17 protein-coding genes are annotated in these 17,712 nt (G+C 66.3%); 5 read left to right on the forward strand and 12 right to left on the reverse strand.

The features are described 5' to 3' along the window. Positions 1–37: 37 nt before the first annotated feature. On the reverse strand, positions 38–874 hold the full coding sequence (locus KDB67_RS01145; RefSeq protein ID WP_291011323.1) for an alpha/beta hydrolase: 837 nt from the start codon (positions 872–874) through the stop codon (positions 38–40). A gap of 102 nt (positions 875–976) precedes the next feature. Between KDB67_RS01145 and KDB67_RS01150 the strand changes: the two genes are divergently transcribed. After that, complete coding sequence (locus tag KDB67_RS01150) at positions 977–1,609, forward strand: helix-turn-helix domain-containing protein (protein ID WP_291011325.1); 633 nt, start codon at positions 977–979, stop codon at positions 1,607–1,609. A 69-nt stretch (positions 1,610–1,678) separates the two neighbouring features. Here KDB67_RS01150 and hypE read toward each other — a convergent pair whose 3' ends face one another. The 11 genes from hypE to KDB67_RS01205 all read right to left on the reverse strand — a co-directional run bounded on the left by hypE (position 1,679) and on the right by KDB67_RS01205 (position 14,421). Further along, positions 1,679–2,764 carry a hydrogenase expression/formation protein HypE gene (hypE, locus tag KDB67_RS01155; RefSeq protein WP_291011327.1) on the reverse strand — a complete coding sequence of 362 codons (1,086 nt, stop codon included), beginning with the start codon at positions 2,762–2,764 and terminating at the stop codon, positions 1,679–1,681. Beyond that, the gene (gene hypD, locus KDB67_RS01160) at positions 2,761–3,864 is read right to left on the reverse strand and encodes a hydrogenase formation protein HypD (protein ID WP_291011329.1); all 1,104 of its coding nucleotides are present in this window, start codon (positions 3,862–3,864) and stop codon (positions 2,761–2,763) included. The genes hypE and hypD overlap by 4 nt, the downstream gene beginning before the upstream one ends. Continuing rightward, positions 3,861–4,190, reverse strand: coding sequence for a HypC/HybG/HupF family hydrogenase formation chaperone (locus KDB67_RS01165; RefSeq protein WP_291011331.1), 330 nt, complete (start codon positions 4,188–4,190; stop codon positions 3,861–3,863). The genes hypD and KDB67_RS01165 overlap by 4 nt, the downstream gene beginning before the upstream one ends. A gap of 28 nt (positions 4,191–4,218) precedes the next feature. Further along, on the reverse strand, positions 4,219–6,582 hold the full coding sequence (gene hypF, locus KDB67_RS01170) for a carbamoyltransferase HypF (RefSeq protein WP_291011333.1): 2,364 nt from the start codon (positions 6,580–6,582) through the stop codon (positions 4,219–4,221). After that, entirely contained in the window at positions 6,579–7,775 is a 1,197-nt protein-coding gene (locus KDB67_RS01175) for an NHL repeat-containing protein (protein WP_291011335.1), read from the reverse strand. The genes hypF and KDB67_RS01175 overlap by 4 nt, the downstream gene beginning before the upstream one ends. A gap of 1 nt (position 7,776) precedes the next feature. Next, on the reverse strand, positions 7,777–8,697 hold the full coding sequence (locus KDB67_RS01180) for a NifU family protein (protein ID WP_291011337.1): 921 nt from the start codon (positions 8,695–8,697) through the stop codon (positions 7,777–7,779). After that, positions 8,694–10,172: a hypothetical protein gene (locus KDB67_RS01185; protein WP_291011339.1), complete on the reverse strand. Its 1,479-nt coding sequence runs from the start codon at positions 10,170–10,172 to the stop codon at positions 8,694–8,696. Before KDB67_RS01185 ends, KDB67_RS01180 begins: the two co-directional genes overlap by 4 nt. Further along, complete coding sequence (locus tag KDB67_RS01190; RefSeq protein WP_291011341.1) at positions 10,169–11,068, reverse strand: hydrogenase maturation protease; 900 nt, start codon at positions 11,066–11,068, stop codon at positions 10,169–10,171. Before KDB67_RS01190 ends, KDB67_RS01185 begins: the two co-directional genes overlap by 4 nt. A 10-nt stretch (positions 11,069–11,078) precedes the next feature. Beyond that, positions 11,079–12,707, reverse strand: a complete 1,629-nt coding sequence (locus KDB67_RS01195; protein WP_291011344.1) for a nickel-dependent hydrogenase large subunit — start codon at positions 12,705–12,707, stop codon at positions 11,079–11,081. A gap of 79 nt (positions 12,708–12,786) precedes the next feature. Beyond that, on the reverse strand, positions 12,787–13,758 hold the full coding sequence (locus tag KDB67_RS01200; RefSeq protein WP_291011346.1) for a hydrogenase: 972 nt from the start codon (positions 13,756–13,758) through the stop codon (positions 12,787–12,789). A gap of 33 nt (positions 13,759–13,791) precedes the next feature. Further along, positions 13,792–14,421 (reverse strand): DUF1641 domain-containing protein, encoded by a 630-nt coding sequence (locus tag KDB67_RS01205; RefSeq protein WP_291011348.1) that lies wholly within the window; start codon positions 14,419–14,421, stop codon positions 13,792–13,794. A 177-nt stretch (positions 14,422–14,598) separates the two neighbouring features. Between KDB67_RS01205 and KDB67_RS01210 the strand changes: the two genes are divergently transcribed. Genes KDB67_RS01210 through KDB67_RS01225 form a run of 4 tightly spaced genes read left to right on the forward strand, consistent with a single transcriptional unit; the run spans position 14,599 to position 17,697 of the window. Further along, positions 14,599–15,678: an AraC family transcriptional regulator gene (locus KDB67_RS01210; protein ID WP_291011350.1), complete on the forward strand. Its 1,080-nt coding sequence runs from the start codon at positions 14,599–14,601 to the stop codon at positions 15,676–15,678. Between the two features lie 6 nt (positions 15,679–15,684). Beyond that, positions 15,685–16,098, forward strand: a complete 414-nt coding sequence (locus KDB67_RS01215; RefSeq protein ID WP_291011352.1) for a hydrogenase maturation nickel metallochaperone HypA — start codon at positions 15,685–15,687, stop codon at positions 16,096–16,098. After that, positions 16,076–16,855, forward strand: a complete 780-nt coding sequence (gene hypB / locus KDB67_RS01220) for a hydrogenase nickel incorporation protein HypB (protein ID WP_291011354.1) — start codon at positions 16,076–16,078, stop codon at positions 16,853–16,855. Before KDB67_RS01215 ends, hypB begins: the two co-directional genes overlap by 23 nt. Then, positions 16,855–17,697, forward strand: a complete 843-nt coding sequence (locus KDB67_RS01225) for a hypothetical protein (protein WP_291011356.1) — start codon at positions 16,855–16,857, stop codon at positions 17,695–17,697. The genes hypB and KDB67_RS01225 overlap by 1 nt, the downstream gene beginning before the upstream one ends. Positions 17,698–17,712 lie beyond the last annotated feature (15 nt).

Raw genomic sequence — 17,712 nt, forward strand, 5'->3', positions numbered from 1 at the left:
ATCTGCGAGTTCCGCGTCTGGGCCGAGACTCGGGAAACTATCGGTGATCTTGTCCCTCATCGATACGGTTCCAGAAGGCGCTGATCTTCTGAGCCGTTTCCGCCGGCTGCTCCAGAGCCGGGATCACCCGTGCCGCAAGCACCGTGGTGGCCACTGCGCCGGTCATGGTGTCGACGACCGCTTGTGCCTGGTCCAGACTCCATTCTCCACGGTCCTCGGTCGCGATGAACAGGGTCGGGCAGGTGATGGCCCGTGCCGCCCACGCGAGATCCGTCCGGTTGAGGATCGCGGTGTCGATGGCGGTGATCATGTGCTTGCCCGATGCGGCGAGCGCATCACGCAGGACGGCGACGGCTTCGGGATCGGTGGCCCGGGTATGTTCGGTGAGTATTCCGTCCTCGATGGCCGATCGGACCGGACCCCGCGGACCGATTAGTCGATAGAGCGGCTTGAGGAGCCGAATCTTTTGTCGCAGTGAATCATCTATGGGGAACGTGGGCGCGCTGATCGCGACGAGAGATCTGATCGCCGCGGCGCGGGTCGCCGCCAGGTGCATCCCCACATGTCCACCCCAGGCATTGCCCAGCCAGTCCACGCGATCAACGCCGTACCGCGAGCACACTTCGTCCACGACGACGGATGCGGCATCCGCGCATGCCGCGATATCGGCTGCCCGGTCGAGCGGATCACTGCGGCCGCAGCTCGGGGCGTCGACGAGGATCAGTGTGCGCCGGGTGCTCAGCGTCGGTACGACGCGTTCCCATGAGTGGGAATCGACGAACATGCTGTGCCACAGCACTGCGGGCGGTCCGGCGCCGACAACTGTTGCGCGCAGGACGCCGAGGTCGGTCGCGACCGAGAGGTCTGTGGTCATGGGGCTCTCCTGAGATCGGCCGGACAAATTGGAATTACTCTGTGTAATCCGATTTATTTACAATTACACACTGTCAACCCAATATTGTCTACACTTCGTGTCGTGACACGCCCCTACAACTCCGCCGTCCGCGCCGAGAACGCCGCACGCAATCGGGCTCGCGTCATCGAGGTGGCAACCCGGCTGTTCTCCGATCAGGGCTGGGTGACGACGACGATGGCCGACGTCGCCAAAGCCGCAGACCTGACCAGGCAAACCCTCTACCAGCAGTTTCCCAACAAGCTGGCGCTGCTCGACGGGTGTATCGACATCGCGCTCTCGGACGGGCGGTCCGTTCCCGTCCGGGACCTGCCCGACTATCGTCTGATGGGCTCGGGCGCACCCGACGAGCGACTCGCCGCAGCCGCACGGTGGCTGTGCGGGGCGCACCAGCGCTCGGCCGTCATCCAGCACGTCCTCGACCAGGCCGCGGTCACCGACGGTGAAGCCGCCGCACGACTACGCGAACGGGAGCACAACCGCCGCGACGAGGTCCGCTGGGCGCTGGGCCTGGTCACCGGAACCGCGCCCGACGACAGGCTGGTCGACGAGGTGTGGTTGCTCGCATCACGCCGGCAATGGTTGATCCTGGTCGTCGACCGTGCCTGGACACCCGCCGAGTGGACCGATTGGTTCATCGCCCACACCCGGGCGGCACTGACCCGATCCCAACCGTGGCGTTTCCCGCGTTCATAACTTCGTCCCGCTTATCGGATATCGCGACATCCGATAAGCGGGACGAAGTTTGCGTCGCGGGAGGTCGGGTCAGCAGATGCGGGGGAGTTGTTCGCCGATCGGTGGGGTGAGGACTCGGGTGGCGCCCAGGCCGGTACGTAACGTCACCACCTGGGGGTGGTCGGTCGTGCACTGACCGATGATGCAGGCTTGTCTGCCGAGCGGGTGCCTGCGCATTGCCGCGAGCACCCGGTCGGCGTCGTCGGCGGGCACGATCGCGAGCAGTTTGCCCTCGTTGGCCACCTCCAGCGGATCCAGGCCCAACAGCCCGCACGCGTCCCGGACCTCCTCGGGTATCGGGAGCGCCCGGTCGAGTAGGCCGATGCCGATGTCGGCGGCGCGGGCGAGTTCATTGATCGTCGCGGAGACGCCACCGCGGGTGGGGTCGCGCAGGACGTGGATATCGGCACCGGTGGCGATCATCTCGGCCACCAGCTCGTGCAGCGGCGCGGTGTCGCTGCGGACGGGGGTGTCGAAGTCGATGCCGTCGCGCACACTCATCACCGCGACGCCGTGCTCCCCGATCGCACCGCTGATGAGCACGACGTCGCCGGGGCGCGCGCGATCGGGCCGGATGTCGACGCCGTCGGGCACCACGCCCACCCCGGTGGTGTTGATGTATACGCCGTCGCCGCTGTGGTGATCGACGACCTTGGTGTCGCCCGTGACCAGGTGTACCCCGGCGCGTTCGGCCGCTTTGCCGAGCGCGGTCGCCACCGCGCCGACGTCGGCCATCGGTGTGCCTTCGGCCAGGATGAACGCCGTCGACAGGTAGAGCGGCCGGGCGCCGACCATGGCGAGATCGTTGACCGTGCCGTTGACGGCCAGATCGCCGATACTGCCGCCGGGAAAGAACATCGGCTTCACCACGAACGTGTCGGTCGATATCGCGAGCCGGCCGTTCGGGCGGGGCAGCACCGCCGCGTCGCCGAGGCCGGCATCCGCGGCACCCCCGAATGCGGGCAGGAAGAGTTGTTCGATCAGGTCCGCCGACATCGTGCCGCCGCCACCGTGTCCGAGGACGACGGTGGGTTGATTGCGCAGCGGCAGGGGGCAGGCCCAGCCCTCGAAGTCGAGATCGTTGGTTGGTTGCTCGTTTATGGGTTGCTCGTTCATGGTGCCGCCACGAGGTCGAGCCGCCGGAACGCGTGGTAGGCCGCGCAGGCGCCTTCGGTCGAGACCATCGTCGCACCGAGTGGGGTCCGCGGGGTGCATTCGCGGCCGAACGCCGGACATTCGTGCGGTTTGATCAATCCCTGCAGGACCTCGCCGGAGTGGCACAGCGAGGATTCCTCGGTGTGGATGTCGTCGACCGAAAAGCGTTGCTCGGCATCGTAGTCGGCGAATGCTTCCGACAGTCGCCAGCCGCTGCCGGGGATCATCCCGATGCCCCGCCACACTCGGTCGGTGACTTCGAAGACTTCCTCGAGCATGGCTTTCGCCGCGGTATTGCCCCCCTCGGTGACTGCGCGCGGATAGGCGTTCTCCACTTCGTGTGTGCCCGCCTCCAATTGCCTGATGGTGCGGCGGATTCCTTCCAGGATGTCAAGGGCCTCGAATCCGGTGACGACGATCGGAACGCGGTACTTCTGTGCCAGCGCCGGATATTCGCCGGTTCCCATCACGCTGCACACATGCCCGGCCGCGAGGAATGCCTGCACGCGGCAGTCGGGTGATTCCATGATGGCCGCGATGGCCGGCGGCACCAGGACATGTGAGACCAGCAGCGAGAAGTTGGTGATTCCTTGCGCCCGAGCCTGATACACGGTCATCGCATTGGCCGGTGCCGTTGTCTCGAAGCCGATGCCGAAAAAGACGACCTGCCGGTCGGGGTTGTCGCGGGCGATGGTCAGCGCGTCCAGCGGTGAGTACACCACCCGGATGTCGCCGCCGGTGCTCTTGATCGAGAACAGATCCTGTGAGCTGCCCGGTACCCGGAGCATGTCGCCGAACGAACAGAAGATCACATCCGGCCGCGCGGCGATCGCCAGTGCCCTGTCGATCGTCTCCAGCGGGGTGACGCAGACGGGGCATCCCGGGCCGTGGATCATCTCCACACCGTCGGGCAGTAGCTGGTCGATGCCGTTGCGGATGATCGAATGTGTCTGTCCGCCACACACTTCCATCATCGCCCAGGGACGGGTGGTCGCCGCGTGGATGTCGTCGAGCAATCGGGCGGCCAGGTCCGGATCGCGGAATTCATCGAGGTATTTCATCGTGATGTCTCCTTCGGTGCCTGTGCGGTACCGCCCGATTGCGGCAGTGGTCGTCCGCTCTGCTCGGCTGCTAGGGCGAAGCCGTCGCCGAACTCCTCGTCGAGGATGCCGAGTTCGCGGAACTGCTCGATGGTGTCGACGGCGGACTGCTCGTCGAGTCGCTGAATGGCGAAACCGACGTGAACGATGACGTATTCACCGATCGCGATGTCGGGCAGATATGCCAGACATACTTTCTTGCGCACGCCGCCGAAGCTGACGTCGGCCATGACGGTGCCGTCCTCCTCTCGGATGGACTCGACCCGGCCTGGTACGGCAAGGCACATTGCTTCCCCTACCTTTCTGGTTGCGATGTCACCGGGGCTGGCGGTGACCGCTGTTGGATGATGCGCCGCTTCTGCGGGCAAGAGTGGCGGCGCCGATCACCGCTTGGCCCAACGCGATCCCGCCGTCGTTGGGAGGTACTTGGTGGTGGGTGAGCACCCGGTGGGTGGCGCCGAGGCGTTGGCGCAGCAGAGCGGTCAGCAACCGGTTTCCGAACACGCCGCCGGTGAGGCCGACGGCGGACGGGTGATGGCGTTGAGCCAGGACGGCAACGAGCTCGGCGAGGCCGGCGGCAAGCGCATCGTGGAACGACCGGGCCAGCACCTCCGCCGGCACCCCCGCACGTACCGCGTCGGCGAGGTCGGCGACGAGAGGTCCGGGGTCGAGCACGACCGGTCCTGGCGAGCCTCGCAGTGGAAACCGCAGGGGCACAACAGTATCGCTGTGCCGGGCCGCGACCTCGAGTTCGACGGCGGCCTGCGCCTCGTAGGTGATCCGGTGACGGATCCCCACCAGAGCGGCGACCGCATCGAAAAGCCTTCCGGCACTCGATGTCCGGGCCCAGCCGACCCGAGCCGGGGCGGCGGCGGTGAGCAACCTGCGTTCGGCATCGGAGAGTTCCTCCGCGACAGGGGTGCCGGCGAGATCGACGCCATGGGCCAGGAGCAGCGCCGCCGCGACCCGCACCGGGTTGCGGACACCGGCGTCACCGCCGGGCAGCGGCACGTCGCCGAGATGACCAAGTCGGGTGGCGCTCGTGCCACCGTCGCCCAGCAGCAGCGCCTCGCACCCCCAGATACCGGCGTCGCAGCCGTATCCGGTGCCGTCGAGGACGAGTCCGAGAATCGGCTCCTCGAGTGCGCCGGACTCGGCTGCGAGCGATGCCAGGTGGGCGTGGTGGTGCTGCACCTCCAGCAGCGGCACGCCGAGGCCGTCGGCCAGCCTCCCCGCCCAGGCCCGGGAGGCATACCGCGGGTGCCGGTCGGCGACGACCAACTCCGGCGATCGGCGGTGAAAGCGCAGCATCTGGTCGGTTGCGGTCTTATGTGCGAGGTGACTTTCCCAGCTGCCGAGGTCGCCGATATGCCCGGAGAGAAACACCTGACCGTCGCGGGCGAGTGCGGCGGTGTTCTTGATCTCGGCTCCGGCGGCCAGCACGGCCGGTGCCGGGTCGGCCGTCATACCGGGCACCGCGATCGGTAGTGGCGCGTACCCACGTGAGCGGCGGATCGGAACCGGGCCCTGCGGGGTCCAGGCCAGCACCGAATCCTCGCACGGCACCGCGATCACGCGGTCATGGCACAGGAACGCCGCCGCGATGGCTCCCAACCGGTTCCGGGCATCGGTGTCGTCGACGCAGATCGGGGCGCCGGACACGTTACCCGAGGTGACCACCAGCGGGCGTCCGGATCCGGTCAACAGGTGGTGAACGGGGGTGTAGGGCAATACAATTCCGAGCTCGTCGAGCCCGGGGGCCACGAGTTCGCTGACAGTCGAACCGGATACCTTGGGCAACAACAGGATCGGATGCTCTGGACCACTCAGAACCGAGGCGGCCGGCTCGGGCAGTTCGACCAGTTCCGCCGCGGCCGCGAGATCGCAGACCATGACGGCGAACGGCTGATCGGGGCGCTGCTTGCGCCGGCGCAACTCGCCCACCGCAGCATCGGAACCGGCGTCACAGACCAGGTGATAGCCGCCCAGTCCTTTGACCGCGACCACCTCACCGGCCTCGATCAGGGCACGGATCCGGGCGATGCTCGATTCGGCTCCCGAGGCGACCGTCCGCCCGTCGGGTGTGACGACGCTCAGCGTGGGACCGCACCGGTGACAGGCTATGGGCTGGGCGTGAAAGCGTCGGCCGGCCGGATCGGCGTATTCAGCAGCACACTCCGGACACATCGGAAAGCCGGCCATCGTGGTGGTGTGCCGGTCGTACGGGAGATCGAGCGTGATGGTCAGACGCGGACCGCAATCGGTGCACGAGATGAACGGGTGACGATACCTGCGATCGGCGGGATCGAACATCTCCTGCAGGCATGCGGCGCAGGTCGCGGCATCCGGCGGCACCATGGTCCGCGGACCGGTGCCGGGAGTGCTTGCGGTGATGGCGAACCCGGCATCGCCACGCGGTTCGGTGCGGGTGGCGGTGACCGACGTGATCCGGGCGAGCGGGGGAGCGTCGTCGACGATCCGCCGGATGAACGCCTCGACGCGTTCGGGTTCACCTTCGATCTCGATGATCACCGCGGTGCTGTCGTTGCGGCAATCGCCGGCCAGACCCAGATCGGCGGCCAGGCGGGCGACATGCGGCCGGAACCCGACCCCCTGCACGATGCCGTGGATGAGCAGCGCCTGCCGGATGGCGGGGCGCCGGTCGGTGGGCGTGCTCATGATCGTTCCCACAGCACGACCCGGTTGTTGCCGGAATCGGCGACGGCGAGCAGGTCACCGCGCCAGTCGAGACCGTACGGCCAGCAGAGCGTATCCGCGGCAACCTGATCCCACCGATTCTCACCGTTGCCGACCAGATTCGGTTGTGCCAGTGCGAGATACGGCGACAACTTGTCCGCGTGTGCGCAATCATGCTGGAGCAGTACACGATTGTTGGCGGTATCGGCGATCGCCAGTTCGGTTCCAGTGCCCGTTGCCGACGAGGCGATGGCGTACGGAAAGCGCAGGCGGCCGACCTGCGGCACATATGGAAATTCGGTTCCGGTCGTGAAATCCGGCTGCCCGAGAACGGTATCGGCGGGGCGGTCCGCAATCGGGTGGGTGTCCCACCGCAGGATCCGATGATTGCCGGCATCGGCGATCAGCACGCCACCGGTGCCGGTCGCGGCGAACGCATGCGGCCAGCGAAACGAATCGGCGGCCACATCGCCGCCCCGGTTCTCTTCGCGCGCACCCGCATCGGGCTGTCCGAGGACGACGTCGGCGGCCTGGCCCGGTTCGGGTACTCCGCCATGCCAGATGAGCACTCGACGATTGCCGGTGTCGGCGACATAGAAGTGCCCGTCGATCAGGGCGATGCCGAACGGCCAGTAGAACGTCGATGCAGTGGGATCATGTCCGCTGTTCGGCTCGACGGACGTCGAATCCGGTTGGCCGATCACGTAATCGGGTGGGGTTGCGGTCCGCGTCGGCATCCGATCCCAGACCAGTAACCGATGGTGCCAGGCGTCGGCCACGATGAGCCGGTCCCCGTCGAGCACGACCCCGGTGGGCAGGTGCATACCGTTCGCCGGACCACGACCACCGGCAGCCGGGCCTTCGGTATGCGGATCAGGTTGTCCCAGAATCACATCAGCCGGTTCACCATCGCCGCACGGGACTGCGTTCCAGATCATCACCCGGTGGTTTCCGCTGTCGGCCACCACCAGCCGATCATCGCCCAGCACGACCCCACGCGGCGCGTACAACCACGACTCGGTCGGTTGCGCCGGCGGCAGCAGCAGCCCACCGGGAGCCGGAGCACCGACGACGCAACGCGGCACCCACCCCGGATAGGACAGCCCCGAACAACGGTCGAGCTGTGGCGGTTCCACGAGCGGGGCGCTGTTCGGGGAGATGACGGTGACACGCATGTCAGCCACCCGGCCTGACCCAGGCGTGGCCGCCGACGATCTTCAGCGGCACCGAGCTGAGCTGGGCACCCGGCAGCGAGGTGCATTCGCCGCTGGTGGCGTCGTAACAGAACCCGTGCCAGGGACAGATGATCGTGCCCTCGTCCGCGTCGACCACGGCATCATCGAGGGGTAACCCTTGGTGGGCACAGGCATTGACGTATGCGGCCAGGCTCCCGGCCGCATTCACCAGCACCAGCTCGTGTGCCTGGGTGTCAGGCGTGCGGACCGACACCGCACGCAGCTCACCCACCGGCACGTCGGCAACACGCAACGTCCGCGACCAGCCGGCGGCCGCGAGATCACCGGACTCGTCGGACCCGGTGGCCGCACCGGCGGATGCAGGACTGCTCAGCGAGCTCAGCGGAATGAACGTCGGTGCGGGCTCATTGGGCAGTACCTGCACGGAGGTGATACCGGGAATCCCTGCGGTGAGCGCTGATTCAACGGTGTCCCGCATGGTGACCGCCGCCATCGAGCAGCCGTTGCAGGCGCCGGTCAGCCGGACATAGACGACCGACCCGTCGATGTGGGACAGTTCGACGTCGCCGCCGTGCCCCTGCAGCCCGGGCCGCAGCCGATCCACGATCTGACGTGCCAGCACTTGCGGCGACGGCCGGATCAGCCCGTGCATGGCGAACAGCATCCGCACCGTCGGGTCGTCGACGAGGCCGAACAGCAGTTCCTTGCCGCGAGGGTCGGCGCGCAGGGTCGTGATGATCGTCGTGAGTCCCTGTTTGTGCAGGCCCTCGAGCGCACCGACGGCGTCGTCGAAAACGGTTCGGGCGGCGGGGTCGAGATCGTCGGCGCGGGCGATGGCGCGGTCCAGTTGCCCGGCAAGGACCTCCAGATCGGTGCTCTCGCGTTCGAGCTGGTCGGTCATGCCGGACTCCCGTCGCGAGGCAGCACTGTCACCTTAGCCCTGCGCTGTGCGTCCCGGGGCGGAGCCGCCGGTACCCGTGCGGGGGACTCTGTCGGGGCCGCGTGCACTCCCATTCCAGAGGTGCGCCCGGCGGTGTCGGCACCGGGCATCCGGGCGTACTGCGCGGACGCCCGCGCCATCTCGGCGTCGAACCCGGCCTGATCGGGATCGGCCACCCTGCTCCGGGCGATCGCATCCAATACCTCGCGGACCGCGCGGATGGCCTCCCCGTCGAAGTCTTCCTCAAAGATGCTGCGCGCCTCGATGAGTCGTGCGTGGGCGGCGTCGAGATACCCGAGGTGGGCCAGTGCGTTGCCCTGGTTGGCCAGGACCCGGGCTCGCGCGGCCGGGTTGCTGTTACGCACACCGGACCGCAGGATCTCCTCGTAGAGATCCACTGCTTCCAGGAGGTTCTCCTTTCGATGTGTGGATGGCGCGTACACCAACGAATTGGCCAGGTTGAGCGTCGCCATCGACCACGGTCCGGGGTGGTCCTGGGGTGTGAACACCCGGCGCGCGGCACGCAGTGACTGGGTCGCGATACCTATCCGCAACTGGCTGGTGGCCTCGACCATAGGGCTGGCCAGATAGGCTGTCGCCAAATCCAATTGCAGCGACGCCCAGACATAGGGCGCACTGTCCTGGGAGACCAGCGAAAGACCGTCGAGATAGTGGTTCATCGCCTCGGTGAGCGGCGCACCGGCCATGGAGAGCTGTTCGTGCATGACGCCGCCGAGGCGGCCGTGCAATTCTGCCCGCACCGCGGGCAGATCGGTGTCGGCCAATTCTACGAGCGCGGATTCAAGCTCGGCGCAGGCGGTTTCGGTATCACCACCGGTATCGAGCAGAACACCGGCCGCATTGCCCAGGACGACGGCAGCAAGGACCGGACTGTCGAAGGTGACCAGGGCGGACGCCTGGTGCAACAGTCGGTAGGCGCATGCGGGATCGCTTTCGAGCTGCGCCGACGCGGCGGCGGTCAGCAACAGGGCACGCAACTCGGGCGGACACCCCGGATGATCGGCCGGAGGAATATGGACGAGACCGACGATATAGCAGACAGCGTCGACCAGCGGCCGCCACGGCTCGGGGAGCCCGGCCCGCACAGTGGCGGCGTTCTCCAGGTCCGGCGACAGTGCCCAGCGGTTGTAGCGATCGATCGGATTCCTGGTGTCATGCTGCCGGGCAACGACTTCCGATGCCAAGCCCTCACCTACGGGGTCGGCGTAGGCGCGACGCACCTCGTCCAGGCCGGCCGGCCAGTTGCTGGGTAGGCGGCCGGAGACGAGTGCGGCGCGGACCGCGTCCTCATCGCCGGTTCGTGCCGGAATCAGCAGGAGCCCCGCCGGGAAACCGAAGATTCCCAGCGGTTGCGGGCTGGTGACCACCGGACCCGCGATCTCCGACGGAGCGGCGCGCTGTTCGGTGGTCGTCATCGCGCCACTTCCCCGATGCGCGGGTGCCGATCGGCACCCGGATCAAGCACGATGCGGGCGAGCCCGGCGGCGTCATCCCAGGACAGGGCGTAGGTGCCCGCCCGGTCGGCGAAGCCGAGTACCTCGTGGATCAGAACGGTCCTATCACCGGACGGATTTCGTTGCCGCAGAACCAGTCCGCCATGAGTGATGCCGTGCAGCGGTATCAGCTCCAGAACATCGGACCGTTCGTCGGGAGGTCCCCCGGCCACCAGCCGGGCAACCAGCACGTCGGCAGGAAACCATCGCCTCGCCACATCGTGGTCAAGATGAAGGTATCCGTCGGCGGTCAGGGTGACGGTGGGCGTATCCGCCGGCATCGTCGGCGCATTCCAGAACTCCTCCCCGATCAGCCCGGCCAAGCGGTGCATCGTGGCCTCGACGACGGGTGTCAACGGCTCACCCGGGGTGCAACCACCCACCTCGATGAGAAACACGGTGACGTCGGTGGGGCGTTGGGGTCCGAGCAGCCAATCCGCCAGCGAGAGAGCATGATCCCAGCGGAAGTTATGGCTGTGTACGCCTTCGGCCGGCGGCAGGTCGACCAGCGCGTCGGCCGGCACGCGGTACAGGGTGCCCGGCTCGGCACCGGTCGCCGCGGCGTCGACGAGCACGACCCGTGCGGCCCCGCGCATGGCGAATGCGACGTCCATGCCGGCGGTGCCGCCGTCGATGAGCCGCACCGAATCCGGCACGCCCTGCGAGTAGAGCGTCCGCACCAGGATGGGGCCGACGGCGTCGTCACCGCGCAGGATGTTCCCGCACCCGATCACCAGCACTTCGCAGGCCGGTGGCGAGAACCCGTCATCGAGCAATTGGTAAGGAGCAGAAGGACTGTCGGATTCGCGAGTACGCATATCAGCGACCTCAGACCATCCCGTTGACCACGAACCGCGACAATTCGCGACCCGACTTCCCGTCGTAGGCATGCACGGTGCACACCAGACACGAGTCGAATGATCGTGCGACATGGCCGAGTTCGACCGGGTCCTGCATATCTGTGATGGGCGTGCCGACCAACGCCTGCTCGATCGGTCCGAGGACGCCGTCGCCGTCGCGTGGGCCGATGTTCCACGCGGTGGGAGTGACCACCTGATAATTCTCGATCTTGCCCTTGTCGAGCACGATCCAATCCGAGAGCGCACCGCGCGCGGCCTCGGTCGAGCCGAATCCCTTGCCGGACTCGGGTTCTACCGGTTTGGTGTAGAACGACCCGCTCAGGTCCAGGCGGGACATCCAGTCCATCACCCACGTGTAGTACTTCGGCGCCTCGTGCATGCGGGCCATCTGCCGGACGAACACACTCGGTCCCAGTTTGTCGAGCATGTCGACGAACAGCGGATCGGAATCCTGATGCCCCAACGGGTCCGGTGCGCCGGCGGCGACCCGGCGGGCCAGTGGTCCGGCCTCCAGCGGCGTACGGCCCAGGGTCGGGATGTCGTAGCGGGGCGACTTGGCCCACGAATACTTGCCGTCCTTGCGCGTGGCGATCGGATCCACCGGAATGGTCTCTCCGTCCCACGGATGCAGAGGCCGATCACCCCGGAAGAAGGAATGCGCGACGTCCTCGGTCACGCGCAGGTGGTCGAAGGTGCTCCACGCACCGTCCGCGTAGACACCGGACCGCCCGATCAGCGCGTCGTTGCGGGCGTCGATGGTGGGATTCTCGTACATCGTCGGCTCGAAATACGTTCCGGTGCTGATGTATCGGCCGACACCGGCGCCGTACTTGTCCAATCCGATGTCGAGTGCGTACCGGATGAAGAAGCCGCAGTCGGAGTCGTGCTGGGACTCGTTCTCGTACACCCAGGCGAGCATGTCCTCCCAGGTCTTGATCTCCAGCCAGCGCTCGATCGGGCATCCGAGCCATTCGGCCTCGAGCCAGTTGTCCTTCCAGTGGTTGAGAATCGCGGTGCCGCGGGTGACGTCGGCGAGGTTGGGGGCACTCATCACGCCACCGGGAACCATGAACGAACTGTGTGGCCACTGGCCGCCGAAGATCGCATAGACCTCGACGGGCTTGCCGGACAACACAACACCCTTCTGGTACGAGGTACCCACATAGGGTGCGAATCGCCGTACGGCCTCGTCGTACATCGATGACGACGCGTAATTCTTGTTCACCAGGTCGATGGCGAAAAGGGCGTAGAAGTAGCGCGGAATCGATTGCAGCGTCTCGCATGCCTGCGCGATATTGCGTACCAGGGTCGCATTCTGCGGAACGTGTGTCGACCACGCGGTGTCGAGTGCGTAACAGGCTTTGTACAGGTGCGAGCCGCCACAGATTCCGCAGATGCGGGGAGTGACGATGAGACCTGCCTGCGGGTCTTTGCCGCGCAGGATGATCTCGAATCCGCGGAACATCGCGGCCTCGGTGTGGGCGGAGGTCACGACGCCGTCGTCGATGGTGACGCGGACGTCGAGATCTCCTTCGACTCGGCCGAGAGGCGAGACGAAGAGGTCTACAGAACTGATGGGATCATCCACCGTAGTCATTACTATGCTTCCTTAACCTTGGGCTGTAGGTCGGAAAGATTTAGAGCTGAACGTTATTGACCGCTCAGATGGTGCTCGTTCAGACGACGAACATGTCCTCCTTCGACCATTGCGGGGCGGCGATCCGCGCGGCGGCGGCGTGCGCCATGTAGGTGATGTGATCGGCCCCCTCCGGGACCTCCTTGGGGATGGCTCCGGACACCTTCTGCGTCTTGAAGACGGTGTCCTTGGCCAGATCGAAGAAGGGGAACTCGGGTTCGGTACAGCCCAGACACGGCATTCCCGCACGTGTCTTGGACGATTGGCGGTTCCACAGGATCCGGTTGCACGGGGAGTGCGTCATCGGACCGCGGCAACCGAACTCGTAGAACAGGCAGCCGGTGCGGGTGCCCTCGCCGAAGGTCAGGGTCGACTGCTTGTACTCGAAGAACTGCACCCGGGTACACCCGGTTTGCGTGAATGTCTTGAAGAACGTCTGCGGCCGGTGCAAGTCGTCGAGGGCGATGTCGCCGGCCCGGCCGGTGGCCAGTGCGACGAGGATCTGGGTGATCCAATCGGGGTGCGCCGGGCATCCGGGAATGTTGATGACGGGAAGCCCGGACTTGCTGCGCCAGTGGGGGCCCAGGAATCCGCCGCGTTCGCGCTTGTGGAACTGCAGTCCGGTCGAATCGCTGGGATTCGGTGCGGCAGCAGGGATTCCACCCCAGCACGCACAGTCGCCGATCGCGACGACGATCGACGCGGCCGCGGACAACTCGGTGACCCATTCGAGCATCGGGCGGCCGGCGAACATATCCATCGAACCGGAGCCGTCCGGCCCGCGGATCACGGTGCCTTCGAGTACGAAGATGTCCAACGGCCGTGCGCCGGTGGCGCAGTCGGTGAATATCCTGGTGGCGTTGTCGCCGAGTTCCATACCCAGCGACGGATGCCACAACAATTCGAGACCGAAGTCGACGATGAGGTCGACGACGTTCGGTTCCTCGGCGTTGAGAAAGCTCATGGTGTTTCCTGAGCAGGCTCCGGCCTGGAACCACAGCACGGATGACATGTGATGGCCGTCCCTTCCTGTCGGTAATGCTTGTTACTTCGATTCGGTCAGTCGCTCGCCGACTGCCTTGGCAATGGTGACGGCATAGCTCAGCGTGAGTTGAACATCTTTGTCGCGCAACGCCTTCATCGCCGAGACGAAGCCGCGAACACGCACCGGACGCCGGTGGAACCGTTCCACACCCTGCGCCGCGCCACCGACGACGGCATCGAGGTCGTCGAGCGCGCCGGCGGTGAAGCCGGGCTGATTCGACAGCCGCTCGACGATGCCGGAGTCTGCCACGGCGACCATCGCCGGTGTGATCTTCGGGAGCACCGCGCACAGGGCCACCACCGACTGCGCGAGCGCCGCGGGGTCGAGGCGCTGGTCGCCGGCCGTGCCGTCGGTCGCGCCCCGTAGTTCGGCGATGCCCCGTAGTTCGGCGATGCCCCGGAGTTCGGCGATGCCACTGAGTACCGAGTCGCCGATCACCTCGCTTCGGGAAATAAGCTGGTCAAGGCCGGTGACAAGGACGGCGAGCAGGTCGGCGTGATCGAGCAGTGTGAGAAGTGAGCCGACGACTGCCGGATCCTTCAACCGTTCGGCGAGTTGTTCCTCGGGAGTCAGGGGTACGTGAATCCCGAACCCGAACGGACTGTCGACGGCAGTTGTGACGACAGGCACGATGGACCTCCTTGGGTGGGCTGCACCACAGTAGATGGCACGTTCGACCGTAGAGAACCGTCGTCGGCTGTGCTATCGAGATCCCGCATCCACTATCCAAATTGCGCATTTTTCTTGCACCGTGTGCGCTAACGGGTTGATAGTGGGTTGCGGGACCTGGGACAGACCGGAGGTGGCATGTCGACCGAAGCGGCTGATGTCACCAGCCACCTGTCACGATTGAGCTTCCTCGATGCCGCGCGTACCCGGGCGCCCGTCCGGCGCCGGATCCGTTCTCGCGGGGTGCCCAACGCATTGCAGGGTCACCTGGTCGCGCAGTCCGATATGCCCGGTGAGGCAACGAAATTCATCTCGATGCTGCTCGGCAGGACGACGATCAGCGTCGACACGGGGCACGCGGACGGCTTTCATGCGACACTGCACGGCATCCAGACACACGATGTGGCGATGGCCCATCTCGACCTCGCCGCGCCGTGCACATTGGACGTGGCGCAGTCGGCCGAAGCGTTTACCGTGCACATGACGACGGTGGGACAGGCTGCCGTGAGTATCGGCGAGGTCCGGCACGCCATCACGCCGTTTTTCGCACTGGTGGTATCGCCGGGGATGCGCTACCAGTTGCATCTGGAGCTGGACTCCCCGCAGCTGATCATCCGCGTCGAACGGGCCGCCATGGAGCAGCAGCTCTCGCGCATGCTGGGACGGGCGCTGGCGGCCCCCATCGTGTTCGAACCGATCGGTGATCTCACTGTCGATGCCGCGGTCCGGTGGCACGGTGCCATCCAGATCCTCTCCAGCGAGGTGCTCTCACCCGGATCGCTGCTGCGGCGGGGCACCGGTACCGAAGCCCTCGGCGAACTTCTCATCTCCACCCTGCTCTACATCCAGAAGCACAACTATTCGAGCGGACTGCACCGTCCCGCAGCGTCCGGCCGACCGGCCGTCCGGCGCTCCGTCGACTACATCGCCGAACATCTCGCCGAACGGATCACGTTGGAGGCTCTCAGCGACTACGCCGGAATGAGCGTCCGGACGATTCAGAGCGGATTCCAGCAGGATCTGGGCACCACCCCGGTCGCCTACATTCGTGAACAGCGGCTGCTCAAGGTGCGCGCCGATCTCCAGCGCGCGGTACCCGGTGACGGTCTGACGGTGACGGAATCGGCTGAACGGTGGGGTTTTTCGCACTTGGGCAATTTCTCGATCCTTTACCGGAAACGATTCGGTGAATCGCCGTCGACAACTCTCAAGAGGTGACCGCAGGTGCACGAATTGTCTCTGTGCCACGCCGTGATGGGCGTCGTCGATCGTGCGCGCGGCGATCGCACGGTGTCACGGGTGCAACTGCGGGTGGGACAGTTGCGGCAGGTCGTTCCCGAAACCCTCTTGTACTGTTGGGATTTGGTCACCGAAAACACCCCGATGGCGGGCGCGGTCCTGGACATCGACCATGTGCGGGTCCGGTTGCATTGCACGGACTGCGGGGCGGACACCGTCATCGAGAAATCACTCATTCTGCTGTGTGACAGCTGCCGATCACCTACGGTGCAGGTGCGTGAAGGTGAGGAATTCCTGGTCACCACAGTACATTTCGCAACACCGACCGCTCCCCTCTCAGCCCCCGCCGAGGAAAACGATCCCGAGGAGAACAGTTATGGGCCGATTCCATCGACATGACGACGGCACCGTCCACCAGCACGAACATGAACACGAGCACGACTCCGCGGTGGCCACCGATCTCGGTGACCATACCGGCTATGAGACCGGCGCCGACCGGATCGACGTCCTGGAGCGGATCTTCGACGAGAACGATCGCGCGGCAGCGGCCAACCGCGCCGCCTTCGACGCGCAGAACGTCACCTGCGTCAACCTGATGTCTGCACCAGGTGCGGGCAAAACCGCTCTGCTACAGCGCAGTCTGGGCGAGCTGCGTGATCGTGGTGTACGCACCGGTGTCATCGAGGGAGACATCGAGACCAGTATCGACGCCGACCGCCTGGCCGGACTCGGGGCGCAGATCTCGCTGCTGAACACCGGCAACGGATTCGGCGGGGAATGCCATCTCGACGCACCGATGGTGGCGCGGGCATTGACCGGTCTGCGGCTCGCCGACCTGGACCTGCTGCTGGTGGAGAACGTCGGAAACCTGGTGTGCCCGGCCGAATTCGATGTGGGTGCGCACTCGTCGGCGATGGTGTACGCGGTGACCGAGGGGGAGGAGAAACCGCTCAAGTATCCGGTGATGTTCCGCGCCGTGGATCTGGTGGTCGTCAACAAGATCGACCTGCTGCCGTATCTCGACTTCGATATCGACCTGTTCGAGGCGAACCTGGACACCGTGAACCCCACCGCCCGGACGATTCGTGTCAGTACGAAAACCGGAGTGGGACTGCCGGATTGGCTTGACTGGGTGACGGCCCCGGAGCGCCGCTGATGCTGCCGCGGATCGACCACCGCGACGACCGGATCGGCTTCTGGTGGTGTTCCCCCGACGGGGTCCGGACACCGTTGGCCGAGCTGATCGCACTACCGGGTGCCGAGCCGGACCGCTGGCTGCCCACCCATCTGGAGGCGTTCGACGACGTGCTGATCGACATCGCCGAAAGGTTCGGGCAGATCCTGGGTGGTGGCCGTCGGCCGACCGGCGACGAATACGACGTACTCGCGCAGGCCTACGCGGTCATCGACCACACAACCGTCGAGTACGTCGACGCGCTGCACGCCGCGGACATGCGGCCGGATATCCGCGCCGGCGAGATCCTGGGTACGGCGGCGCTGATGGGTATCCGGCTGCGGGAGGTCATCGGGCTGTGCGGGCCCGCCCCGTTCGATGGCTCGCTGGACACGCCATCACCCGGCGTGGTCAGCGGACACGCGGGGCTGCACTGGGTCGACGACCATCCCTGGCGAGGAGCCCGCTGGCTGATCGTGACCGAAGACGGCCGTCGTCTTCCCGCCGCGCTCGCGATGTTGCTGAACGACAGTTCTGGCGTCGACAAACAGTCCTGCATCGACGAGCATCGCGCGGCGCTGGAGCGGGTCACCGACGCGGCCACCGATCCGGCAGCGGCACCCGAGGTCGCTGGGGGCGCCCTCGACTGGCTGATCTTCGACTGGGTGATGGCGCACCGCGACGGGCCCGACAGCGCAGCGGTGGTGATCCCCTCCGGTCGCCGGGCCGATGCCGCGGCCCTCGTCGCGGGGATCTCGCGTTCGGTCCGGGTACGCGCCCGCTACGATCCGGCGCTGGCCGATCTGCGGACACCGACCGGCTGACCGTGCCTGAGGGCT

It is taken from the genome of Gordonia sp. (in: high G+C Gram-positive bacteria), assembly GCF_020438995.1.
Lineage (GTDB): Bacteria > Actinomycetota > Actinomycetes > Mycobacteriales > Mycobacteriaceae > Gordonia.